Origin of the sequence: Hyphobacterium vulgare, assembly GCF_042643335.1 — a bacterium.
Taxonomy (GTDB): domain Bacteria; phylum Pseudomonadota; class Alphaproteobacteria; order Caulobacterales; family Maricaulaceae; genus Hyphobacterium; species Hyphobacterium vulgare.
Genome location: NZ_JBHRSV010000026.1, coordinates 20,090 through 42,724, shown reverse-complemented (window position 1 = coordinate 42,724; position 22,635 = coordinate 20,090). Strand labels below are relative to the sequence as shown.

The window sequence follows — 22,635 nt, the reverse complement described above, 5'->3', positions numbered from 1 at the left end:
TCACGCCTCCCGCGCCAGCGCGCGATAGAGGGCGAGCACGGCCTGCGTCGCGGGCCGGTCGGTGCGGTGGGTGACGAGCGTCCAGCCGGTGCGGCGGGCCAGCGCGGTCAGCGCCTCGCCATGCTCCGCCCAGCGCTTGCGATAGGTCTTGCCCGCCTCTTCGGCGCGTCCGAACAACAGGCTGTCCTGGCCCGCAGGGGCCTCGAAACGCGTACGGCCCTTGAACGGGAATTCCTCTTCCATCGGATCGACGATACGCAACAGGACGCCGTGCGCCTGCAAGGCGGCAAACCGTGACAGGCGTGCCGACCAGGTCTCGATCGGGTCGAGGAAATCGCTCGCCAGAACGGCCGTGCCGTGGCGCGCCAGGCTCGGCGCCTCGACCGATTGCGTACTCCCCGGTCCGGTCGCCAGCCGGACGGCGACACGTTCCAGGCCTAGGGCGCGGGTGCGCGCCCGCTCCGACTCTCCCAGCACCGCGACGCGCTCTCCGCCGCGCGTCAGAAGCGCCGCCAGCGCGATCAGGCAGACCGCCGCGCGATCGGCCTTCAGCGGCAGGACATTCGACGAGGCAAACATCATCGAGGGCGAGGCCTCGCGCCACAGCCACACCGTGCTCGCCGCCTCGCGCTCATTCTCGCGCACGAACAGGCGCTGCGCCCGCGCCGACATTCGCCAGTCGACGGCCGCCGCGCCATCTTCGGGCCGGTGATGGCGGTACTCCCAGAAATTCTCCCCGGTGCCGCGCTGGCGGCGTCCGTGGACGCCCTGCGCCACCGATGCGGCAATCCGCTCGGCATCGGCCAGCAATTCGGGGAAGGGGCGCGCGGCCTCTTCTCCGGCCTGTCTCAGCCGGGTCAGCTTTTCCGAGTCGTCATGCCGGGTGAAGGGAGAGGCCATGTGGCTGCGTTACGCCGCCTTCGCCGCCAGCCGTCCGATCAGGCTTTCCAGCGTCATGCCCTCGGCCCGGGCCGCGAAGCTCAGCGCCATGCGGTGTTTCAGCACCGGCTCGGCCAGCGCCGCGACATCTTCGGTCGACGGGGCCAGGCGGCCCTGCAGAAGCGCGCGGGCGCGGCAGGCCAGCATCAGGGCCTGGCCGGCGCGCGGCCCCGGACCCCAGCTGACGCCCATCTGCACATCTTTCTCCTCCGACACGTCGGGCCGTGCGAGGCGCAGCAGGTCGAGGATCGCTTCGACGACCTTCTCGCCGACCGGCAGACGGCGGACGAGGGCCTGCATTTCAAGGATTTCCTTGGCGCTCAGCACCTTGGTGGCCTTGGCATCGTTCGGGCCGGTTGTGGCCATCAGGATGTCGCGCTCGGCCTCGCGGCTCGGATAGGGCACGTCGACGCGCAACAGGAAGCGGTCGAGCTGGGCTTCGGGCAGCGGGTAGGTGCCCTCCTGCTCGATCGGGTTCTGGGTGGCCAGCACGTGGAAGGGCTGGGGCAGGTCGTGGCGTTCGCCCGCCACGGTGACGTGGTGTTCCTGCATCGCCTGCAACAGGGCGGCCTGGGTACGCGGGCTGGCGCGGTTGATCTCGTCCGCCATCAGCAGCCGGCAGAACACCGGGCCGGGGATGAAGCGGAAGGAGCGCTTGCCACCCTCGCTTTCCTCGAGCACTTCCGAACCCAGGATGTCCGCCGGCATCAGGTCCGGCGTGAACTGGATCCGCTTGGTGTCGAGCCCGGTGGCGATCGCGATGGTTTCCACCAGCCGCGTCTTGGCCAGACCCGGCGCGCCGACCAGCAGGGCGTGACCGCCCGACAGGATCGCGGCCAGCGACAATTCGACCACCTCGTCGAGCCCGTAGATCACCTGCCCGATCGAGGCTTTCACCTCGGCCAGACGTTCGGTTGCCTTGTCGGCGGCTTTCACCACATCGGCGCCATTTGAATTCACAGCTTTTCTCGGCACACTGGGCTCCCTGACTCAGGTGGTGAGATTGGTAACAGAGGCGCACGCCCCGTTCGCGCCGGAGAATGGACGCGGGCGTGCGGAGTGTCCATGTCCGTAAGGCCGGATGACGGAAAAGCAATGCAGTCGCTTCTCGACGCCGCCGCGGCGGCGGGCGAGGGCCTGCCCCCGGTCGAGAAATGGAATCCCGCACACTGCGGCACCATGGACATGGAAATCCGGCGGGACGGGTCGTGGTGGCATGACGGACGGCGCATCACCCGCGACCGTCTGGTAAGGCTGTTTTCGACAATCCTGCGAAAAGATGACGATGGCGTTCATTATCTCGTGACGCCGGTGGAAAAGCAGGCCGTCCGGGTCGAAATCGCCCCCTTCCTGGCGGTGCGGGTCGACCGGGCCGAGCGCGATGGGCGGCCAGTCCTGATCTTCACCACCAATCTCGGCGACCTCGCTGAGGCCGGTCCGGATCACCCGATTCGCGTCGAGATCGACAAGGACACCGGCGAACCGACGCCCTTCGTGATCATTCGCGGCCGGCTGGAAGCGCTGATCACACGGCCGGTCTTCTATGAACTGGTCGACATGGCGCAGCAGGACGGCAACCGGCTGACCATCGAATCGAGCGGAGAAACGTTCGAACTGGGGTGGGTCGCGTGAGCACACGCAGCCTGCTCGACCTGCTGCAATCGAAGCTCGATCCGGTCGAGGGCGAGGATGCGCGACCGCGGCGCGGCGACAACGACCTCAATGATGTCGTCTTCCCGGAACGCACGTTGCGCCCCGCCGCCGTGCTTGCCCCGATCGTCCTGCATGACGGGCCGCCGCGCTTCATCCTGACGCTGCGCGCCGATCACCTGGCCGCACATGCCGGCCAGGTCGCCTTTCCGGGCGGCCGGGCCATGCCGGGCGAGACCCTGCCCCAGGCGGCGCTGCGCGAAACCCGCGAGGAAATCGGCATCACGGCCGACCTTATCGATCTGGTCGGCCGGTTCGACAGCTACGAGACGGTGACCGGGTTTCACGTCACCCCGTTTGTCGGCATCGTGAAGCCGGGCTTCGTCGTGCGGCCCGATCCCGGCGAGGTCGCTGACGTGTTCGAAACCCCCTTCGACTGGCTGATGGACGCCGCCAATCACCAGACCCATGAACGGGAATTCCAGGGCCGGATGCGCCGCTATTACGCCATGCCATGGGAAGGACGGTATATCTGGGGCGCAACAGCGGGCATGCTGCGGGCCCTGCATGAAAGGCTGTATGACTAGCCATGCTTCGACTGACCCTGATCGAGATCATTCTTTTCCTGACGCCCTTCGCCCTTTACGGGGCGTGGCGACTGTTGCAGCGGACCGTGCCGGACAATCCCCGGCCCATGCCCAGCGTGCTGCTCGGCGTGGTCGGCGGCCTGCTCGCCGCGATCGGCCTCGTCGCGCTGGTCCTGGTCGGCGAGCGCGGGGGCCCGCAGGATGGCCGCTATGTTCCGGCCCGCTTCGAAAACGGCCGCGTCCAGCATTCCGGGTTTACCGACGAGATACAGGAACGCCAGTCCCTCCCGGACCGTCCGTTTGGCGCAGCGGCGACCCGAACCGATGAAGATCCCGGCGCCTTCGATTCCCCGGACGCCGACCCGCAACCCGAGCCCGATCTGCCGGACGACGCCGAGATCGGCGCCCCTCCAGAGAATCCGGCTGAGAATCCGGCCGGGACCCCCACTGACGATCCGCAATGATTTCACCCGACCGGCTGGAACCCGACGAGCATGACTGGCTGATGGCCCCGGCCACCCGCCTTGTGATCGCTGCGCTGGAAGCCGCCGAGCCGCGCTCTGCCCGTTTCGTCGGCGGCTGCGTGCGCAATGCGCTCTTGCGCCAGCCGGTCGACGATATCGACATTGCCACGACGCTGGTCCCCGAACGGGCAGCCGAGGCCCTGAAGGCCGCCGGAATCGCCGTACACGAGACCGGGATCGCGCACGGCACGCTGACCGCGGTCGCCGATCACCAGCCTTTCGAGATCACCACGCTCCGCCGCGACGTCTCGACCGATGGCCGCCGCGCCACCGTCGCCTTCACCACCGACTGGGCCGAGGACGCGCGGCGCCGCGACTTCACGCTGAACGCCATCTATGCCGAGCCGGACGGCACGCTGATCGACTACCAGACCGGTGTCGAAGACGCGCTGCATCGCCGCATCCTGTTCATAGGACGGCCCGAGGACCGCATCGCCGAAGACTATCTGCGTATCCTGCGCTTCTTCCGTTTCTTCGCCTGGTATGGCCATGGCGAGCCGGACCCGGATGCGCTCGCGGCGTGCGCCGCGATGAAGGACGGCCTCGCCCACCTCTCCGCCGAACGGGTGTGGAAGGAAACGAAAAAGCTTCTCGCCGCCGAAGACCCGTGCGCCTCGCTCGCCGCGATGGATGAGGCGGACGTGATGACGGCGCTCTACGGTCCGCTTGATCGCACACGGCTGGACCGGTTGGTGGAGATGGGTGAGGCGGACGCCTTCCTGCGCTTCCTTGCCCTCTGCCCGGACGACGCGGCCGGCGAGACGTTGGCGCAGGGCATGAAGATGTCCAATGCCGAGAAGGACCGGCTGCGCACCGCGCTCGATCCGGACTTCGCCGCTGACATGTCGGCCGGCTGGCAGACCCGCGCCGGGATCGAGAAACAGGTCTACCGCAAGGGAAACGAGGCCGTTGCCGACCGCCTCTCACTCAATTTCGCGGCGATGGACACTCCGCCCGAAGGCTGGGGCGGCGCACTCGCGCATGCCCGCAGCTTCACCCCGCCGGTCTTCCCGGTCACCGGCGCCGACCTGCTCGCCGCCGGCGTGGAGAAGGGCCCGGAATTCGGAGATACGCTCCGCGGCCTCGAAGACCGCTGGGTCGAGTCGCGGTTTACGCTGACGCGGAATGAATTGCTGGCTTCCCTCTAGGGGTCATTCCCGCGAAGGCGGGAATCCAGAGGAACAGACAATCTGGACCCCCGCCTGCGCGGGGGTGACGGTCAAATTATCAAGGCCACTTCGCTTCCGGCGGCATGGAGGAGAGGATGGAATTGACGTTGCCGCCCGTCTCCAGTCCGAATTTCGTGCCCCGGTCGTACAAGAGGTTGAACTCCGCATAGCGCCCGCGGCGGATCAGCTGTTCCTCGCGGTCGGCCGGCGTCCACGCCTCGCCCATGTGCGACCGGGCAATGCGCGGCCAGACATCGAGGAAGGCGCGGCCGACATCCTGGGTGAAGGCGAAATCCGCCGCCCAGTCGCCGGTATTGAGCCGGTCATAGAAGATGCCGCCCGTACCGCGCGGTTCGTTCCGGTGTTTCAGCCAGAAATACTCGTCGCACCATTTCGAGAAGCGTGGCCAGTAATCCGCGCCGTGCGCGTCGCAGGCCGACTTCGCGGCGGCGTGAAAGGCCACGGTGTCGGGGTGGTCGGCGCGGCGCTGCGCGTCCTGCGTCGGGTTGAGGTCCATGCCGCCGCCGAACCACCCCTGGGTCGTCACGATGAAGCGGGTATTCATGTGCACGGCAGGCACATGCGGATTGCGCATGTGCGCGATCAGCGAAATGCCCGACGCCCAGAAGCGCGGATCCTCGCTCGCGCCCGGGATCTGCGCCCGGAAGGCCTCGGAGAACTCGCCGTGGACCGTGGAGCAATGCACGCCGACCTTCTCGAAGAAGCGCCCGCGCATCATCGAGGCGACGCCGCCGCCCTGATCGCTCGACCCGTCGCCGCGCGTCCAGGTCTCGCGCTCGAAGCGTCCGGCCGTGCCGGGGTAGAGCGTGGCCGGCGCCTCGTCCTCCAGCCGCTCGAACGCGGCACAGATGGAATCGCGCAAATCCTCGAACCAGGCGCGCGCGGTCTGCTTTCGGGTGTCGATATCGTGTCCGTTCATGGCCTTCCCTTGCTAGGCCGCGCCGCGCCTGTCCAGACGCAAAATCGAAACTTGTGCAGGACGCCCTATTGGGCCCTGATGCCGCCAGGCTGGGTTCGGAGGGGATGAGATGGATTGGGGCGGGGTAATTGTCGCGGGGATCGCGGGCGCTTTAGGCGGGGCCGCGGGAGGATTGCTGGGCTGGATACTGGGCATGATGGCGGGCCGGGCCGCCGGCGTCGTGCGGACCATCGTCACCGTGGTGTGCGTGATGGCCGCGATCTATGTCCTGCCGCCCTACATCGAACCGGTGATCGGTCCGGCCATCCGGCAGCAGACCAGTCCCGGTGCCGGAGAGGAGATCGAGGCGGCGCTGCTCGCCCAGCCCGTCCTCGCGGCCTATGCCGAGGCCCGGCCCGAAGTCGTGCCGGAATTGCGCAGCCGGATCGAGGCGGCCTGGCAGCGCGGAGGCCGCGATGCGGCGACCCTGGAGGCGGCTGAGGCGGGACGAGAACTCGGCGCCCGGGCCGTTGCGGAATTCGCGCCCTATGCCGGCGACGCCGAACTGATCGGCTTCTACCGCGAGACCTACCGGGTTGGCCGTCAACTTCAGGGTCAGCCCCGGATCTGCTATTCGATGTTCTTCGGCCAGATCAATCCGTCGGCGGTGTCGATCGAGGACATGGCCCGGATCGATCAGTATGCCGACATGTCGGCGCTCGAAAACGTCATGACCGTTCTGGTGCGCCATGCCGGGGACGAGATCGTCGAATTCGATCGCGCGCGGGCGGAAGCGGCTCAGGCACAAGTGGGAATGACGGTCGGCTCGGAGTTCGACAGCACGGATTTCCGCTTCTTCTTCGGTACGTCACCTGAAGCTGACGAGGACTATGCGACCGCCTGCGCCGTGATGCTGCGCCTGATGGAGGCCACGCTCGACCACGAGGACGCGGCGCTGATCATCCGGATCGGCATGACGCAGAACTGACAGCCCGTCTGGCCCGCCGCATCGGCTCTGGCTAGTGTCCGCCGCCATGACGCACGCACAGACCGACGCCCGCACCCTGCTCGCCGAAGCCGAGGCCGCCTGCGCCCGCGGCGACCGCATCGCGGGCATCGATCTGGTTCGCCGGATCGTTGCGGCGGACGAGAGACTCGGGACCGACTGGGTGATCCCGGCGATGATGGCCGCCGAACTGCTCGATTTCGACACCGCGGCGAAGGCGGCCAAACGCCTGTGCAACGAGGACGGCAAGGATCCGCGCCAATGGCGGCTCTATGCCGGTCTGTTGCAGAATGTCGGCCGTGCCGCCGAAGCCAGCGACATCCTCGAATCGATCCGCCGCGCCGCGCCGGATGATGACGAACTCGCCTACGAGGCCGGATTTGCCGCCAAGCTGGCCGGTGATTTCGACAAGGCCCGCGCGCGGTTTCAGGGCGTCATCGCAACCCAGCCGAAGCACTGGCTCGCCCGCACCGAACTGGCCGGGATCGGCCCGGTCGTGCGCGGTGACAACAACCTGATCGAGCTCGAAACCGAGCGCGTCCGCATCCTCGAGGGCGGCCGCGTCGACCGCCATGCCGCCGCGGTCTCCTATGCCCTGGCCAAGGCCTATGACGATCTCGGCGAATACGCGCTGAGCGCTAGCCGCGCCGCCGAAGGCGCCGGCTTCATGAAGGCGATCGAGCCCTATGATCCGGCCGCCAATCACCGCTTTACGCGGGCGTTGATGGGCCTGTTCACCCCCGACTTCGTCAAGGCGCAATCGGGCAAGGGGGCGGCAGACGACCGCCCGGTCTTCGTGCTCGGCCCGCCGCGTTCGGGCACCACGCTGGTCGAGTCCATCCTCGACGCCCACCCCGACGTGACCGCGGGCGGAGAACACAAGCTGTTCTGGCTCGCCTCGCTGGAACTCGGCGTTCAGGCCGACGGTGCCCTGAGCCGGTGGCTCGAGACGAAGGGCGAGGGGGCTTGGGCGGGGCTCGGCCAGCGCTATCTCGCCGATGTCGAGACGCGGCTTGGACCGGCGCAGCGCTGGGTCGACAAGAATCTCTACAACGTGAACCGGCTCGGCCTCGCCGCTCTGGCGCTGCCGGGCGCGCGCTTCATCTGGTGCCGCCGCGATCCGATGGACGTCGCCTGGTCGGCCTACCGGACGCTGTTCGCGGAAGGCAATCGCTGGAGCTACGATCCGGTCGCGATCGCCGCCTTCCTCGCCGATTACGACATGCTGATGCAGCACTGGGCCGCGCTCTTCCCGGGGCGGATCCTCGAAGTGATCTACGAAGACCTCGTCGCCGATCCCGACGCCGAGATCGCGCGCATCCTGGCCTTCTGCGGCCTCGACGACGATCCCGCGACACGGCGTTTCCACGAACACGACCGCACCGTGGCCACGGCCAGTTTCGCACAGGTGCGTCAGCCGATCTCGGCGAAGTCGGTCGGGGCGTGGAAGCGTTATCTGCCGGTGACGAAGGGGCTGGGTGACGCCCTGCATGCCGAGGGCATCGACTTCGCGGAATAGGGCGTCAGCGGCGCGTCTGGCGAATCGCTTCCGCCAGCGCGATCCCAGCGCTCATCACCACATTCAGCGAACGGGCCCCTTCGGCCAAGGGAATCACGATCCGCGCATCGGCGCTGTCATGCACCTCCTCCGGCACGCCGGCGCTCTCCCGCCCGAGCAGGATCCGGTCGTCCGGCCGGAAGGAAAAATCCCACAGTGAAGTCGCCCCCCGTGTCGTCATCAGCACGGTGCGTGCGCCGCCTGCAGCGGCCTGCCATGCGGCAAATCCGCCGTGCCGCGTCACGTCCGCGAGACCGCCATAATCCATCGACACACGGCGGATTTCCCTTGCCGTCAGGGGGAATCCGCAGGGTTCGATCAGGTCCAGCGGGGTGCCGAAACAGGCCGCAAGGCGTATCGCCGCGCCGACATTCTGCGGAATATCCGGTTGAAAAAAAGCGATCCGCATTTTAAGCCGCGCTGGGGTCGGGGCTGCGCCTGCGGCGGTGTGCCGCTGTGCCTTCCCTTTGACCGGGTTTATTTTCTGCGCTGAACAAGCCCCGCGCTTCGACAGCGCGTCAAGCGGGGGCATCCGGAAGCGGCCGTTTCCGGAGCTAGTGACAAGGAAAAGAGGTCGGCAGTGACGGACCAGCACGGGCAGGAACCCACCCGCCGCGACTTTATCTATATCGCCGCAGGCGGCGCGGCAGCGGTGGGCGGTGCGCTCACCCTTTGGCCATTCATCGACCAGATGAACCCGGCGGCGGATACGCTCGCCCTGGCCTCCATCCGGATCGATACCTCGCCGGTGGAAACCGGCCAGCAGATCACCGTGATGTGGCGCGGGGGACCGGTCTTCATCCGGCGCCGGACCGAGGCGGAAATCCAGGAATCCCTGACCGTCGACATCAGCGCGCTGCCGGATAGCCTGGCGCGCAACGAGAACCTCGCCGACGATGCGCCGGCGACGGACGAGAACCGCCGCTACACCGAAGACCTTCTGATCATGAAGGGCAATTGCACCCACCTCGGCTGCGTGCCGCTGGGTGAGGCCGGTGACTATGACGGCTGGTATTGTCCCTGCCACGGATCGCACTACGACACGGCGGGCCGCATTCGCCGCGGCCCGGCACCTGAAAACCTTCCGGTGCCGCCACTGCGCGCCGACGAGGCCAATCCGGCCATCGTCGTGATCGGCTAAGGGGAGCGCGAGGGGATTATGAGCGGACCTTCGACTTACGAACCGCAGACCGGTATCGAGCGCTGGCTCGACTCCCGTCTGCCCATCGCGCGCCTGATGTGGGATTCCTTCGTGGACTTCCCCACGCCGCGCAATCTGAACTACTGGTGGACGTTCGGCGGCATTCTCGCGATCTTCCTGATGATCCAGATCATCACCGGCGTCGTGCTCGCGATGCACTACACGGCCGACGTCTCCATGGCGTTCGACAGTGTCCAGCGCATCCGCCGCGACGTGCCCTTCGGCTGGCTGATCCAGTCGATGCACGCCAATGGCGCCTCCTTCTTCTTCCTCGCCGTCTACATCCACATGTTCCGCGGCCTGTATTACGGGTCGTACAAGGCGCCGCGCGAAGTGCTCTGGATCCTCGGCGTGGTCATCTACCTGTTGATGATGGCGACCGGCTTCCTCGGCTACGTGCTTCCCTGGGGCCAGATGTCCTACTGGGGCGCGATGGTCATCACCAACCTGTTCGGCGCGCTGCCGGTGGTCGGTGAAGGAATCCGCGAATGGCTGTGGGGCGGCTTCTCGGTCGGCAATGCGACGCTGACGCGCTTCTACGCGCTGCACTTCCTGCTGCCCTTCGTGATCGCCGGCGTCGTGATCCTGCACATCTGGGCGCTGCACGTTCCGGGCAATGGCAATCCGACCGGCGTGTCGGTGAAAACCAAGAAGGACACGCTGCCCTTCCATCCGTACTACACGGTGAAGGACGGTTTCGCGATCGTCGTCTTCCTGATGATCTTCGCGGCCTTCGTCTTCTACATGCCCGACGCGCTCGGTCACGCCGACAACTATATCGAGGCGAACCCGCTGGTGACGCCGTCGCACATCGTGCCGGAATGGTATTACCTGCCCTTCTACGCGATCCTGCGCGCCATCACCTTCGACATCGGCCCGATCTCGGCCCAGCTGGGCGGAGTTCTGGCCATGTTCGGCGCGATCGCCATCCTGTTCGTCCTGCCCTGGCTCGACACCTCGCCGGTGCGCTCGATGCGCTACCGTCCGGTGGCCCGCTGGTTCTTCCTGATCTTCATGGTCGTCTGCCTGTGCCTGGGCTGGTGCGGTGCGAACAATCCGGACGATCCGGTTCTCGGCACGCCGCTGAAATTCGTGACCTTCGCGCAGATCCTGACGCTCTACTACTTCGCCTACTTCCTCGTGATCCTGCCGGTTCTCGGCTTCACGGAACGGCCGAAGGAGCGTCCGGCGAGCATCGAGGCCGCGGTTCTCGGCAACAAGTCTGCCACCGCGCAGCCTGCGGAATAGGAGAGGGCAAGATGAACACGCTTTTCCGTAATCTTGCCGTCCTCGCCGGTGCCCTGATCGGTGCGGCATTCCTGACCGCGGCTCCGGCAGCGGCAGCCCCTGGCGGGGAGCATGCGCCCGAGGATCACGCCTGGACGTTCGAGGGGCCGTTCGGCACGTTCGAGCGCACCCAACTGCAGCGTGGCTTCCAGGTCTACCAGGAAGTCTGTGCCTCCTGTCACGCGCTGGAGCACATCAGCTTCCGCAATCTGGGCGAAGGTTCCGGTCCGTTTACCTGCTTCCCGGATCCGGACGCGCACGCCGAAGACGGCCACCACGCCGAACCGCTCTGCTACGAGAATCCCAACGACAACCCGGTCGTCCGCCAGATCGCCTCGGCCTACATGATCACGGACGGTCCCGACGACGCCGGTGACATGTTCGAGCGTCCGGGCGTGCCGGCCGACCGCTGGCCCTCGCCCTTCGCCAACGAGCAGCAGGCGCGTGCCTCCAATGGCGGTGCCTATCCGCCGGACCTGTCGCTGATCGTCAAGGCGCGTTCGGGCGGCGCGGACTATGTGCGCTCGCTCCTGCTCGGCTATCACGAGGCACCGGAAGGCCTCGATGTGCGCCCCGGTCTTTACTACAACGAGTATTTCCCGGGCGGTCAGATCGCCATGGCGCCGCCGCTGTTGGAAGGCATCGTGACCTATGCCGACGGCACCGAGGCGACGACCGAACAGATGGCCGAGGATGTCGTGACCTTCCTGGCCTGGGCGTCCGATCCCCACCGCGTGGACCGGAACCGCACGGGTCTGATGGTGCTCATCTACCTCTTCGTTTTCGCCGTCCTCTTGTGGTTCGCCTACAAGCAGGTCTGGAGCCGGGTCGAGCACTAGGCTCTGTCCCAAGCAACGAAACCGGGCCGCGGTGGCATCCACCGCGGCCCTTTTCATTTTCGCTTCGGCGAGAGGGCGTTAGACTGAACAGGAGGGGGAGGACGCGCATGACCGGCTGGACGCTCGGCATCATCGGCGGATCGGGTCTCTACGAGATCGAGGGGCTGGAGAACGTCCGCTCCGAGCGGGTCGAGACCCCGTGGGGCGAACCCTCAGGCACCTTCACCATTGGCGAGATCGCCGGGGTGACGCTCTGCTTCCTGCCCCGTCATGGCAAGGGCCACCGCATCCCGCCGGACGCGATCAATTTCCGCGCCAATATCGACGCCTTCAAACGCCTCGGCTGCACCGACCTTCTCTCGCTGTCGGCCTGCGGCTCGCTGCGCGAGGATTATGCGCCCGGCGATTTCGTCCTCGTCGACCAGTATGTCGATCGCACGTCGGGGCGCGAGCGCAGCTTTTTCGGCCCCGGCTGCGTCGCCCATGTCGGTCTCGCCGATCCGGTCTGCCCGCGCCTCGCCGGCCTCGCCGCCGACGCGGCCGATGCCGCCGGCGCCCGCACCCATCGCACGGGGACCTATCTGGCGATGCAGGGGCCGCAATTCTCCACCCGCGCCGAAAGCTATCTCTACCGGCAGTGGGGCTGCGACGTGATCGGCATGACGAATATGCCCGAGGCGAGGCTGGCGCGCGAAGCGGAGCTGCCCTACGCTTCGGTCTGCATGGTCACCGACTATGACTGCTGGCGACGGGGGGAGGCGGCGGTGGACGTTCAATCCATCCTGAAAGTGATGCACGCCAATACCGGCAAGGCCCGGCGCCTCGTCGTGGCATTGGCGAAAACGCTGGCGGCGCTGCCGCGCACGCCGTCGCCGTCCGGTGCCGAAACGGCGCTCGACGGCGCGATCCTGACCGCGCCCGATGCGCGCGACGCGGAACTCATGGCCCGGCTCGCCGCCGTGGCGGGGAGGGCGCTGGCGCGCTGACCTCCATGCTGGTTCGTCTGTTCGTGTTTCTCGCCCTGTGTTTCACCGCCGCGCCGGCGCGCGCCGAGTCCTGGACGCCGCTTGCCGCGCCCGAGGTGAACCAGGCCGCGGCCGCCATGGTCTCGGTGTATTGCCGCATTCCGAACACCGATCGCGCCTGGGTGTCGAGCGGTGTGGTGATCCGGTCGGACAACCCGGCCGACGAGCGCCGCGGCGAGGTCGTCATCACCACAGCACACGGTGTCGGCCAGTATGGCGATGCCTCGCACGACAACTGCTTTGTGGTCGGGCCGGACGGAGCGCATTACCGGGTGATCCGCACATTCAACCCGCCGACCCTGGCCTCTTCGTGGGAGGATTGGGCGGTCGTTGTCACGTCGCAACCCTTCAACGGACCTGCCGTGCGTCTGCCGGTCCGCGAGATCCACACCGTCCGGGGCGAAGTGCCGGTCGCCATGGTCGGGCGCGACTTCGCCAATCCAGATTGCCATCTCGAGCGCTCCGACCGGGTCAATGACGGCGGGCGGCTGATCTACACCCATACCTGCGGTTCGCGGCGCGGCCTGTCCGGCGCGCCGATCATCGCCCGTGTCGACGGCGAGATCGCAGTGATCGCGATCAATGTCGGCCGCCTGACCGGCGGAGCCGGTCCGGGACAGCGGGCCATTGCCCGCGGGGTCGGCGACGGTTTCGACGCCATGATCCGGCGCGGTATCGAGGCCAGCCAGCCGCTGCGCTGATCGCCGCGCCGCCGGGTGGACGCTGCCGCCGCCCCGGTCTACCAAACGCTTCCCGACGCACCTTCCGAGGACGCCCTGATGCTGACACTCATGCTCGCGCTCGTCTCCGTTCAGGAGGCCGACCTGCCGCCGCCGCTGGAGCGTGACAACCGCCCCTCCGTCCAGTGCGCCGAACACCTGACCGATTCCGGTGCCCGCAACCGCTGCCTCGACGGTTTGCTGGATGCGGCCGAAGCCGGGCTCGACGCGGCGCTCGCGGCCGCCCGCGAGGAAGCCCGCGAGATCGATCTCGACATGCCCGGGGCGGCCGATGCCGTGACCAGCCTGGAAGCCGCCCATTCGGCGTGGATCGCCTATCGCGATGCCGAATGCACCCGCCGCGCCTCGCTGCTCCTGCTCGGCGACCACGGCGATGACGAACGGCTCGATTGCCTGGTGACGCTGACCCGCGCCCGCGCGGCCGAGTTGACGGATTACTGATCCCGTGACGAAACCCGTCCTCCATATCGGCAACAAGCGGCTCTCCTCCTGGTCGCTGCGCCCCTGGCTGGCGCTGAGGAAGGCCGGGATCGAGTTCACCGAGAACCTCATTCCGCTCGACCAGCCCGACACGCGTGAAACGCTGAAGGCGTTGTCGCCCGCCGGCACCGTGCCGGTGTTGCAGGCCGGTGCGCTGACCCTCTGGGACAGCCTCGCCATCTGCGAATGGGCCGCCGAACAGGCCCCGTCGCTTTGGCCGTCCGATCCGTCCTTGCGCGCCCATGCCCGCGCCGTGACCGCCAGCATGCACTCAGGCTTCGGCGGACTGCGCCGCGACCTGTCGATGGACCTGCAGCGCTCGGTGGGCGGCACGGACGTATCAGTTCAGGCCTGGCAGGACATCGAGACCATTCTGGCGATGTGGGCGGCCTGCCCGAGGGGTGGGGACGGTTTCCTGTTCGGTCAGTGGTCGATCGCCGACGCCTTCTACACCCCGGTCGCCACCCGCTTCCGAACCTATGCGATCGATCTGCCGGACGCGGCGCAGGCCTATGTGGACTTGCTCCTGTCGGACACCGATTATCGCGCCTGGGAAACGGCCGGTCTGGCCGAGACCTTCGACGCGCCCTTCCACTGACGGAACCCGAGACATGGATTTCATCCGCGACGCCATCCGCACGATTCCGGACTACCCGAAAAAGGGCATCCAGTTCCGCGACGTGACGACGCTGCTGAAGGACGCGCGCGCCTTCCGCGCGGCCGTCGACCAGATGGTCATGCCGTGGGCCGGGGCCAAGATCGACAAGGTGGCGGGGATCGAGGCGCGCGGCTTCATCCTCGGCGGCGCGGTCGCGCACCAGCTCTCGGTCGGCTTCACGCCGATCCGCAAGAAGGGTAAGCTGCCCCACCGCACGCTGATCGAGGAATACGAACTGGAATACGGCTCCGACGCGATCGAGATCCATGTCGACGGCGTGGACGAGACCGACCGCGTGCTGATCGTTGACGATCTGATCGCCACCGGCGGTACCGCCGAGGCTGCAATCAACCTCCTGCGCCGGGCCGGCGCGGACGTGGTCGGCGCCACGTTTGTCATCGATCTGCCGGACCTTGGCGGCGCGAAACGCATCGAGGAAATGGGCGTCCCCGTCGCCAGCCTCGTGGCCTTCGAGGGGGAATAACCTCATCCCTCCCCTTGAAGGGGAGGGACGCGAGCGGCTTGCGTAAGCAAGACGGGAGCGGGGTGGGGTGAGCGTTCCTTCACTCTCTCCGGGGTTCCCGCGAACGCGGGAATCCGAAGCTAGGTGCCTGCTTCAGGTCCCCATTTACATGGGGACCCCATCACCATCTTGATTGACGTTTCCCGGACGGCGAAGCCGGTCCGGGATCCAGATTGGACCCCGGTCTTCGCTTCGCGAAACCGGGGAGCGTCGAAAGGGCGGTCATTGAGCGCGGTCTTCGCGAGGGTGACGAACAGGCGTACGCTCCCACCCAACCAACCGGGAGACTTGCCCATGTTCGTCGGACATTACGGACCCGCGCTCGCCGGACCGCGTTTCGCGCCGGTGCCGCTCTGGGCGCTCTTCGTCGCGGTGCAATTCCTCGACTATCTCTGGGGGGCCTTCATCGCGCTCGGCATCGAGCATGTCCGCGTCGAGCCCGGCTTCACCGCGATGAGCCCGTTCGACCTCTACCACATGCCATGGTCGCACAGCCTCGTCATGGCGCTGGTCTGGTCGGCAGTTCTGGGCCTTGTCTGGGCGGGTATCGCGAAGCGGTCGAAGCTGGCCGGCGGACTGGTGATCGCCGCGGCGGTGTTCTCGCACTGGCTCGCCGACCTCCTTGTCCACGTGCCCGACCTGCCACTCTGGCCGGGCGGTCCCTCGGTCGGTTTCGGCCTGTGGAATTCGGTGCCGGTCACACTGATCCTCGAATTCGGTGTGCTGGCCGCCGGCTGGCTCGTCTACATGTCCGCCACGCGTGCCAGGGGGACGTTCGGGCGGATCGGCCCGGTCATCCTGTTCGCGCTGCTGGTGGTCACTTACTGGATCAGCCACGCCTCGACGCCGCCCACCAATCCGGCCGTCGCCGGACCCTATGTGATAGGCGTCTACACCCTGCTCGCCTTCCTCGCCTGGCTGCTCTGCGATCGGGTCAGGGAGGCCCGGTAGAGTCTTCCCGTATCTCGGACATGGGTTTTCCGCGAACGCGGGAACCCGAAGCTTGGTGAAAACTTCAGGTCCCCATTGTCATGGGGACCCCGTGAACACCCCCACCCCAACCCTCCCCCAAGGGGAGGGGGAATGGCTCAGCGTGACTCCCTCCCCTTTCAGGGGAGGGCTGGGGTGGGGTGAAACATCTGTCTTTCTCCGGGGTTCCCGCGAAAGCGGGAATCCGAAACCGGGTGCCAACTTCGGGTCCGCATTTTCATGGGGACCCCGGATTAGGATTGGTTTTCGGAGCAGAACCCCTCATCCGCCCTTGCCCCGCTTTCGCGGGGCCAAGCGGGCACCTTCCCCCTTCGAAAGGGGAGAAGGGAAAACCGGATCCTACCCCTCCAGTTCGCCGCGGATCAGTTCGCGTACATCTTCTGCCACCGCCTCCAGCGAGGGTTCGTGGATATACATCATGTGCCCGGACTCGTAGTAGCGGAAGTGGACGCGCTCCGGGTCGAAGCCCGGCTGATTGAACATCAGCTCCGCCCCGAAGAAAGGCGTGGCGAGGTCGTAATAGCCCTGCGCCACCAGCACATCGAGATCGGAATTCTGCCGCATCGCACGGGCTAGCCACGGGCCGACATTGGTATAGGCCGGGCCCTGTCCGGTGGAGCGGTCCCAGCCGACCGCGGTCGGAATGTCGATCACCGAATATTCGTCGGTGATGTCGACGCCCAGCTCGCGCGTGAAATAGTCGAGCATGGCGGCGGTATAGGCCCCGTCGATGCCATAGGCAGACGGGTCATAGTCCGGGTCCTCGCCGACGCCGTCCGGCTCCATGCCGGTATAGCGGCTGTCGAGCCGGCCGACCGAAAGGCCTTCATCGCGCCGCAGCTCGCGCATGAAGCGCGACAGCGAGACCCGCAGATTGGCGCGGACCAGATAGTCGGCGTCGAGTCCGATGAAGCGCGACAATTCCTCGGCCACCGCCCGGCGCTGGTCTTCGGGCAGCGACACGCCGCGCATCAGCGCCGGCATGTAGGTATCGTAGGTGAAGTCTCGCGCATCCTGGATGAAGGCTTCGAGGTCGTTGTTCCACGCGCCGCGATCGACCTTGCCATGATACCAGGCCGTCGCCGCGAAGCCGGGGACGAGGCCGGTATAACCGATGTCATTGCCCTCAGACGTGTCGTCGAAGCGGAAGTCGAGCACGGTGGAAATAAGCGCCACGCCATTGATCGACACATCCGTCCAGCCGCCTTGAAGTTCGTTCATCAGCGCCGCGATCCGCGTCGTGCCATAGCTCTCGCCGAGCAGGTATTTCGGGCTGTTCCAGCGCCGGTTCTCGGTCAGCCAGCGGCGGATGAAGGCACCCAGAGAGGCAGCGTCCTCACGCACGCCCCAGAATTCGCCCGTGTCCGTGTCGCCGACCGGATGGCTCCAGCCGGTGCCGACCGGATCGACGAAGACGAGATCGGCGACGTCGAGAATGGAATGTTCGTTGGCCACGATCGGGTAGGGCGGGGCGCCGTCATCGGTGGCGTCGGACGGCAGCACGACCCGGCGCGGCCCGAAAACGCCCATGTGCAGCCACAGGCTAGCCGATCCCGGCCCGCCATTGAAGATGAAGGCGACCGGCCGCTGCGTCGGATCGCCGACGCCCTCGCGGATATAGGCGGTGGAGAAGATCGCCGCGTTCGGTTCGCCGTCCTCGCCATTGAGGATCATCTCCCCGGCCACGACGCGGTAGCGGATGCGTTCGCCATTGGCTGTCACCTGGCCGTCGCTGGTGAAGACGCGCGCGCCGCCGGTGTTGGCGGTCTCCGTCTCTTCCTGCGCACCGGCCGAACAGGCGGCGAGTGCGGCACCCATGGCCGCGGCGATCCAGAATTTCATGGCAATCCTCCCCAAGTCTGTCGGTTGGAAACCTATCGGGGATGCCGCCGCAGGGCTAGCTGGCCCGCTTCTTGGGATTCAGGTGCGCGGTCATCCATTTCGACCCGAAACAGACGATGTCATTGGCCGAGAACAGCTCGGCGCGCGCCCGGCCGACCCGTCCGAAATGCGCCTTTCCGCTGGCCAGGAACTCGTTGAGAATTTCCCCGAAATAATCACCGTCCCACGCCGCGATACCCTCTGAATCGTCGAGACTGTCGATAGGGACGACGCGCGATCCCGCGTCATCCGTGATGTGGTACCAGCGCCGGACGCGGCGCTTGTCTGCAACGCCGGCATAGTATTCCGCCAGATGAAGCGCCGTGACCGTGTTCTCGTCCGCGCCAAGGCGCAGGATCTTGCCCTGCTTGTCGCACAGCCGGTCGAGCGGCGAGTCCGGGCCGAGATAGTCGTGCAGGGGAATGTCTCTGACGATGCGCTCCGCGGCCGGTCCGATCGCCGCGAAACGCGAGTCCGGGTGCAGCCCGACGATCACGCCCGGCGTGGTTCGGAACGCCTCGGCCAGCGCTCCGATTTCCGGATCGGCGGGCGCGGTGCGGATGTCGACCGGTGCCTGCGCCTTGAGCGCCTCGACCTGTTCGGCTTCGGGCAGGTGCTTCACGGCGTCCCGTGCGGAATGATCGACCCCCACCACCATCACCATCGTGCCTTCGGGGCCGATCGTGTCGAGGATGGCGCCGATCACGCTCTCCGCTCCGCCCTCGACCGGGCCGATGGCGCGCAGCGAGGCATGGACCATGACGAGGTCTCCCGGCTTCAGCGAGAGCCGGGCGATATCGTCGGAAAGGCTGGCGCGTGTCGCGGTCATGCGGTCAGGTTAAGCCGGACTGGCGCCTACGTGACCGCACAAATGCGTGAACGGGGGTGAGGCTATTCGCTGCCCGGCACGAAAACCGTGTGCGCGACCATGACGCCGATCGCCGGCTCCAGCAGTGACAGCCGCTCGCGCAGCCCCTCTTCCTCCGGCCCGTCGATCAGGCCCTGGTAGAGGGCGTAATGTCCGCCGCTGTCGAGTTGATAGATCACGCCGCCGGTGAGCCGGCCCGTCTCGGCATCCTGTTCGCCGCCCCAGCAGCCGCGGAAGCGCAGCGTGTTGCCGGCGCTGTCCTCTACCGGCTGGTCGACCATGGTCGAGGGCACGCCTTCGGCGCAATACATGCCTTCCGGCGTCGCCCCGTCGGGCACCGAAAAGAAGGTTGCGCGCATTTCCATGTTGTATTCCCCGGCGGGGGCGTCGCCATAGGTCATCACCACGGCGAATTGCTCGGCGAGTTCGGTGGCAAGCGTGTCCGTCCCGGTCAGCACGTAGCGGCCGCCGGCCTCTTGCGCGATCACGGACTGCATGAAGTCGGCGATCTGTTCGGCATAGGCATAGGCCGCGGCACGGGCTTCGGCGCTGATCTCTTCCTGGGCGGGCGGAGTGATCGGTGCCTGCGCGTCCTGCGCGTCCTGGGTGTCAAGCGCGAGGGCGAGAAGGGCGAGGGATGCGAGCATGGGAAACCTCCTGAATTCGGCTGCAGCCTAGCGGATCGTCAGTCGGCGTCGAGATCGGCCTGCGGTTGATTTTCACCCGGCGCGATCACCGTATGGAGCACAAGCGGTTCGATCAGCGCCTCGATCATCGGCAGGCGCTCATCGATCCCGGCCTCGTCGGGCCCGGCGATGCCGCCGCGATATTGCACATGATAGATCCCGTTGCTGAGCTGATAGATATAGCTGCCGATCAGCTCGCCTTCCGCCTCGCCCATACGGCCATACCAGCAGATGCGGAAGTTCAGTTCGTGCCCCGCCGGGTCGGTCAGCATCTCGTCGACGATGGTGGTCTCCGCGCCCCGCTCGCAGAAGGCGTATTCAGAGCTCCCGTCCTCGCTGAGGCGGAAGGCGTTGGCGGCGTAGTCGAGCGAATAGTCCGACGGCGTGCCCCCGGAATAATTCATCAGCGTATCCATCGCGGGCGTCGCCTGTTCGATGACGGTCTCGCGATCGACGAGGGAGAAGATCGGGTAGGGCGAGTTGGCGAAGACCGCCTCGGTCATCCGGACGATGGCGCGCGCCGTGCCCTCCGCCCCGGAATCGGCCTCCAGCTCTTCGGAAACCTCGTCCACCTCGTCCAGCAGGCCCTCCATGCTGCGCATCACCTGTTCGGCGGCAGCAGGGTCCGGAGTCTGTTCCTGCGCCAGAAGCGCGGCGGCCATCGCAATCACGATCATGCAATCCTCCCTGTCCGGGTCGAAATCTGCCCTGCAACCGCGCCGCCGTCGATCCCCTGAACGGGTGGGCTGCGCGGCCTCTGGTCAGACACCGCGATTTGGCGCTAGAGGGGGGCCATGAATTACCGCCACGCCTTCCATGCCGGAAACTTCGCCGACGTGCTCAAGCACGTCGTCCTGTCGCTCTGCCTCGCGCATCTGAACAAGAAGCCGAAACCCTACCGGGTGATCGACACCCATGCCGGGATCGGCGTCTACGACCTCGCCGGCAACGAGGCGACGCGCAGCCCGGAATGGAAGGACGGGATCGCCCGCATCCTCGAGGCCGACCGCCCGGCCGAGGTCGATCTTGTGCTGAAACCGTATCTCGACATCGTCCGTGCGATGAATGACGGCAAGGCGCTGACCGCCTATCCCGGCTCGCCGGAGATTGCCCGCCGCCTGACCCGCAAGGATGACCGCATCCATCTGTGCGAACTGCATGAGGCGGACGCCAAGACGCTCGACAAGCGCTACGCGCTCGACAGCCGCATCCGGGTGGAGCGCCGCGACGGCTATGCCGCGATGGAAGGCCTCGTGCCGCCGAAGGAAAAGCGCGGTCTGGTCATCGTCGACCCGCCCTTCGAGCATCGCGACGAGATGGCCCACATGGCCGAAGCCATCAAGGACGCGCTGCCGAAATGGCCGACCGGCACCTACATCTTCTGGCGGCCGCTGAAGGATTTGTGGGCGGCGGAGCGGTTCGACACCGGGCTGGCCGAATGGCTGTTCGACGAGGAATACGCTACGCCGGAGAACGTCCTCCGTGTCGATCTCTGGGTCCGCGACCTCGAGGCCGAGGGCAAGCTCGCCGGGGCCGGCGTCGTCGTGGTCAACCCGCCCTTCACCCTGGAAGCGGACCTCGTCACCGTCCTGCCCTGGCTATGCGACCTGCTGAAGCAGGAGGCCGGGGCCGGCTGGCGCGTCGATGGCGCACTGGCGGAGGAGGATTTCGAGGAAGACGGCGCCGAACTCTAGGCCGCCGCCTCGTCCTCCTCGCCGGATCCGAACAGCTGGCCGCGCTCGGTCCAGAACACGATGGCGAGCGCGATCGCACCCATCACCGCCTGCCCGGCGATCAGCGGCAGGCCGGTGCCATTGTAGAACTGGCCGATCACCGCGCCGATGATCCCGCCCACAACGCCGGTGACGAAGCCATAGGCCGCGCTCGCCGTGCCGGCGATATGCCCGACCGGCTCCATCGCCAGCGCCGAGAAATTCGCTGCGATCAGCCCCAGCAGCATCATCGCCGCGGCCAGCAGCGCCGTGTAGAGATAGAATGCCTCGAATCCGGCCATGAGGATCAGCGCATGCAGGCCGCTGATCGCGGTGAAGGCAATCAGCGCCCCGTGCGACAGCCGCCGCTGGCCCATCCGCCCGACGAGGCGGGAATTGAGAAAGCTGGTCACCGCCATCGCTCCGGCGATGGCCGAGAAGGCGAGCGGGAACGCCTCGCCCAGCGCGAAATGCACCGCGAAGATCTGCTCGGCGGAATTCAGGAAGGCGTAGAGCCCGCCGAAGAACATGCCCCCGGCCAGCGTATAGCCCAGCATCAGCCGGTGCTGCGTCGTCTCCCGGAAGGCGCGCAGCGTCGGCTTCAGGCGCAGCGGCAGCCGATATTCCGGGTGCAGCGTTTCCGGCAGGCGGAAGGTCAGCCACGCGCCGAGCGCCAGAGAGAAGATGAAGAGGAAGACGAAAATCCACCGCCACGGCGCAACGAACAGGATCAGCTGCCCCAGGCCCGGCGCGATCACGGGAACGACCATGAAGACGGTCATCACCATGCTCATCACTTCGGCCATGCGCCGGCCGCTGGTCAGGTCGCGGGCAATCGCGACCGCGATCACGCGCGCCGCCGCCGCCGCGCAGCCCTGCGCGAAGCGGGCCGCCAGAAGCGTCTCGAAACTCGGCGCGGCGATGCAGATCAGCGTGGCGATGGCATAGAGGCCGAGCGCGGCCAGGAAGACCGGCTTGCGCCCGAAGGCGTCGGCGAGCGGACCATAGACCAGCTGCGCCACGCCGAAGCCGAGCAGGAAGGACGAGATCACATATTGCCGGTCATTGGCGTTTTCCACGCCCAGATCGCTCGCGATCAGCCCCAGCGCCGGCAGCATCATGTCGATGGTCAGCGCCACCAGCGCCATCATCGACACGATCAGGCCGATCAGCTCCCAGAGGGAAACCGGCATGGGCCGCTGGTTGGCGGGGGAAGGGGACATCGGCGCGTCTCCGGCGAAACAGTCGGACGACGCGATGCGCCCGGACCGGCTAGATGCGCCTCTTGCCCGGATCGATCAAGGCTTCAGGGGTGAAGGCGGCGCGGTTCAGCGGTGAATGGCGGGATGGGTAGCGGTGTGTTTCGGAGAATCTGGAGTTTCGCAGGTCCGAA

The 22,635-nt window shown here is 66.9% G+C and carries 26 protein-coding genes; 17 read left to right on the top strand and 9 right to left on the bottom strand.

Annotated features, from left to right (window positions below; translation table 11 throughout):
* Together ACFOOR_RS11985 and ACFOOR_RS11980 are read right to left on the bottom strand one after the other, a co-directional pair.
* Complete coding sequence (locus ACFOOR_RS11985; RefSeq protein ID WP_343165154.1) at positions 1-900, bottom strand: DUF58 domain-containing protein; 900 nt, start codon at positions 898-900, stop codon at positions 1-3.
* Positions 901-909: 9 nt separating this feature from the next.
* Positions 910-1,914: an AAA family ATPase gene (locus tag ACFOOR_RS11980; RefSeq protein ID WP_380214645.1), complete on the bottom strand. Its 1,005-nt coding sequence runs from the start codon at positions 1,912-1,914 to the stop codon at positions 910-912.
* Positions 1,915-2,034: 120 nt separating this feature from the next.
* On the opposite strand from ACFOOR_RS11980, the gene ACFOOR_RS11975 reads away from it, so the two are divergent.
* From ACFOOR_RS11975 to ACFOOR_RS11960, 4 genes are read left to right on the top strand one after another with little or no spacing between them, the layout of a single operon-like run.
* On the top strand, positions 2,035-2,571 hold the full coding sequence (locus tag ACFOOR_RS11975; RefSeq protein ID WP_343165153.1) for a DUF1285 domain-containing protein: 537 nt from the start codon (positions 2,035-2,037) through the stop codon (positions 2,569-2,571).
* Positions 2,568-3,176 (top strand): NUDIX hydrolase, encoded by a 609-nt coding sequence (locus ACFOOR_RS11970; protein ID WP_343165152.1) that lies wholly within the window; start codon positions 2,568-2,570, stop codon positions 3,174-3,176. The genes ACFOOR_RS11975 and ACFOOR_RS11970 overlap by 4 nt, the downstream gene beginning before the upstream one ends.
* A gap of 2 nt (positions 3,177-3,178) precedes the next feature.
* Positions 3,179-3,640 carry a DUF6111 family protein gene (locus tag ACFOOR_RS11965; RefSeq protein WP_343165151.1) on the top strand — a complete coding sequence of 154 codons (462 nt, stop codon included), beginning with the start codon at positions 3,179-3,181 and terminating at the stop codon, positions 3,638-3,640.
* Positions 3,637-4,848 (top strand): CCA tRNA nucleotidyltransferase, encoded by a 1,212-nt coding sequence (locus tag ACFOOR_RS11960; protein ID WP_343165150.1) that lies wholly within the window; start codon positions 3,637-3,639, stop codon positions 4,846-4,848. The genes ACFOOR_RS11965 and ACFOOR_RS11960 overlap by 4 nt, the downstream gene beginning before the upstream one ends.
* A gap of 79 nt (positions 4,849-4,927) precedes the next feature.
* Here the strand turns inward: ACFOOR_RS11960 and hemF are convergent, their stop codons facing one another.
* Positions 4,928-5,809 carry an oxygen-dependent coproporphyrinogen oxidase gene (gene hemF, locus ACFOOR_RS11955; protein ID WP_343165149.1) on the bottom strand — a complete coding sequence of 294 codons (882 nt, stop codon included), beginning with the start codon at positions 5,807-5,809 and terminating at the stop codon, positions 4,928-4,930.
* A 172-nt stretch (positions 5,810-5,981) separates the two neighbouring features.
* Here hemF and ACFOOR_RS11950 point away from each other — a divergent pair, with 172 nt between their 5' ends.
* Positions 5,982-6,776, top strand: coding sequence for a hypothetical protein (locus ACFOOR_RS11950; RefSeq protein ID WP_343165148.1), 795 nt, complete (start codon positions 5,982-5,984; stop codon positions 6,774-6,776).
* Between the two features lie 46 nt (positions 6,777-6,822).
* Positions 6,823-8,313, top strand: coding sequence for a tetratricopeptide repeat-containing sulfotransferase family protein (locus ACFOOR_RS11945; RefSeq protein WP_343165147.1), 1,491 nt, complete (start codon positions 6,823-6,825; stop codon positions 8,311-8,313).
* A 4-nt stretch (positions 8,314-8,317) separates the two neighbouring features.
* On the opposite strand, the gene ACFOOR_RS11940 is transcribed toward ACFOOR_RS11945, so the two are convergent.
* Positions 8,318-8,761: a tRNA (cytidine(34)-2'-O)-methyltransferase gene (locus ACFOOR_RS11940; RefSeq protein WP_343165146.1), complete on the bottom strand. Its 444-nt coding sequence runs from the start codon at positions 8,759-8,761 to the stop codon at positions 8,318-8,320.
* A 171-nt stretch (positions 8,762-8,932) separates the two neighbouring features.
* Between ACFOOR_RS11940 and petA the strand changes: the two genes are divergently transcribed.
* From petA to ACFOOR_RS11895, 9 genes are all read left to right on the top strand, one after another.
* Entirely contained in the window at positions 8,933-9,493 is a 561-nt protein-coding gene (petA, locus tag ACFOOR_RS11935; RefSeq protein WP_343165145.1) for a ubiquinol-cytochrome c reductase iron-sulfur subunit, read from the top strand.
* Positions 9,494-9,511: 18 nt separating this feature from the next.
* Positions 9,512-10,801 (top strand): cytochrome b, encoded by a 1,290-nt coding sequence (locus tag ACFOOR_RS11930; protein WP_343165144.1) that lies wholly within the window; start codon positions 9,512-9,514, stop codon positions 10,799-10,801.
* Positions 10,802-10,812: 11 nt separating this feature from the next.
* Positions 10,813-11,679 carry a cytochrome c1 gene (locus ACFOOR_RS11925; protein ID WP_343165143.1) on the top strand — a complete coding sequence of 289 codons (867 nt, stop codon included), beginning with the start codon at positions 10,813-10,815 and terminating at the stop codon, positions 11,677-11,679.
* 107 nt (positions 11,680-11,786) lie between these two features.
* A complete protein-coding gene (locus tag ACFOOR_RS11920) occupies positions 11,787-12,665 on the top strand; it encodes an S-methyl-5'-thioadenosine phosphorylase (protein WP_343165142.1) in 879 nt (292 codons plus the stop codon).
* A 5-nt stretch (positions 12,666-12,670) separates the two neighbouring features.
* Positions 12,671-13,405 (top strand): serine protease, encoded by a 735-nt coding sequence (locus ACFOOR_RS11915; protein WP_343165141.1) that lies wholly within the window; start codon positions 12,671-12,673, stop codon positions 13,403-13,405.
* A gap of 78 nt (positions 13,406-13,483) precedes the next feature.
* Positions 13,484-13,885 carry a lysozyme inhibitor LprI family protein gene (locus tag ACFOOR_RS11910; protein ID WP_343165140.1) on the top strand — a complete coding sequence of 134 codons (402 nt, stop codon included), beginning with the start codon at positions 13,484-13,486 and terminating at the stop codon, positions 13,883-13,885.
* Between the two features lie 4 nt (positions 13,886-13,889).
* Complete coding sequence (locus ACFOOR_RS11905) at positions 13,890-14,522, top strand: glutathione S-transferase family protein (protein ID WP_343165139.1); 633 nt, start codon at positions 13,890-13,892, stop codon at positions 14,520-14,522.
* Between the two features lie 13 nt (positions 14,523-14,535).
* Positions 14,536-15,066: an adenine phosphoribosyltransferase gene (locus ACFOOR_RS11900; protein WP_343165138.1), complete on the top strand. Its 531-nt coding sequence runs from the start codon at positions 14,536-14,538 to the stop codon at positions 15,064-15,066.
* A 333-nt stretch (positions 15,067-15,399) separates the two neighbouring features.
* Complete coding sequence (locus ACFOOR_RS11895; protein WP_343165137.1) at positions 15,400-16,056, top strand: hypothetical protein; 657 nt, start codon at positions 15,400-15,402, stop codon at positions 16,054-16,056.
* A gap of 378 nt (positions 16,057-16,434) precedes the next feature.
* On the opposite strand, the gene ACFOOR_RS11890 is transcribed toward ACFOOR_RS11895, so the two are convergent.
* The 4 genes from ACFOOR_RS11890 to ACFOOR_RS11875 all read right to left on the bottom strand — a co-directional run bounded on the left by ACFOOR_RS11890 (position 16,435) and on the right by ACFOOR_RS11875 (position 20,207).
* Positions 16,435-17,937: a S10 family peptidase gene (locus ACFOOR_RS11890; protein WP_343165136.1), complete on the bottom strand. Its 1,503-nt coding sequence runs from the start codon at positions 17,935-17,937 to the stop codon at positions 16,435-16,437.
* A gap of 55 nt (positions 17,938-17,992) precedes the next feature.
* Entirely contained in the window at positions 17,993-18,805 is an 813-nt protein-coding gene (locus ACFOOR_RS11885) for an aminoglycoside N(3)-acetyltransferase (RefSeq protein WP_343165135.1), read from the bottom strand.
* Between the two features lie 62 nt (positions 18,806-18,867).
* Entirely contained in the window at positions 18,868-19,491 is a 624-nt protein-coding gene (locus ACFOOR_RS11880) for a hypothetical protein (protein WP_343165134.1), read from the bottom strand.
* 38 nt (positions 19,492-19,529) lie between these two features.
* Positions 19,530-20,207 (bottom strand): hypothetical protein, encoded by a 678-nt coding sequence (locus ACFOOR_RS11875; RefSeq protein ID WP_343165133.1) that lies wholly within the window; start codon positions 20,205-20,207, stop codon positions 19,530-19,532.
* A gap of 117 nt (positions 20,208-20,324) precedes the next feature.
* Between ACFOOR_RS11875 and ACFOOR_RS11870 the strand changes: the two genes are divergently transcribed.
* Complete coding sequence (locus tag ACFOOR_RS11870) at positions 20,325-21,224, top strand: 23S rRNA (adenine(2030)-N(6))-methyltransferase RlmJ (RefSeq protein ID WP_343165132.1); 900 nt, start codon at positions 20,325-20,327, stop codon at positions 21,222-21,224.
* Here the strand turns inward: ACFOOR_RS11870 and ACFOOR_RS11865 are convergent.
* Entirely contained in the window at positions 21,221-22,435 is a 1,215-nt protein-coding gene (locus ACFOOR_RS11865) for a multidrug effflux MFS transporter (RefSeq protein ID WP_343165131.1), read from the bottom strand. The two genes, ACFOOR_RS11870 and ACFOOR_RS11865, sit on opposite strands and share 4 nt — an antisense overlap.
* Here ACFOOR_RS11865 and ACFOOR_RS11860 point away from each other — a divergent pair.
* Positions 22,434-22,580: a hypothetical protein gene (locus ACFOOR_RS11860; protein ID WP_343165130.1), complete on the top strand. Its 147-nt coding sequence runs from the start codon at positions 22,434-22,436 to the stop codon at positions 22,578-22,580. The two genes, ACFOOR_RS11865 and ACFOOR_RS11860, sit on opposite strands and share 2 nt — an antisense overlap.
* Positions 22,581-22,635: the final 55 nt, after the last annotated feature.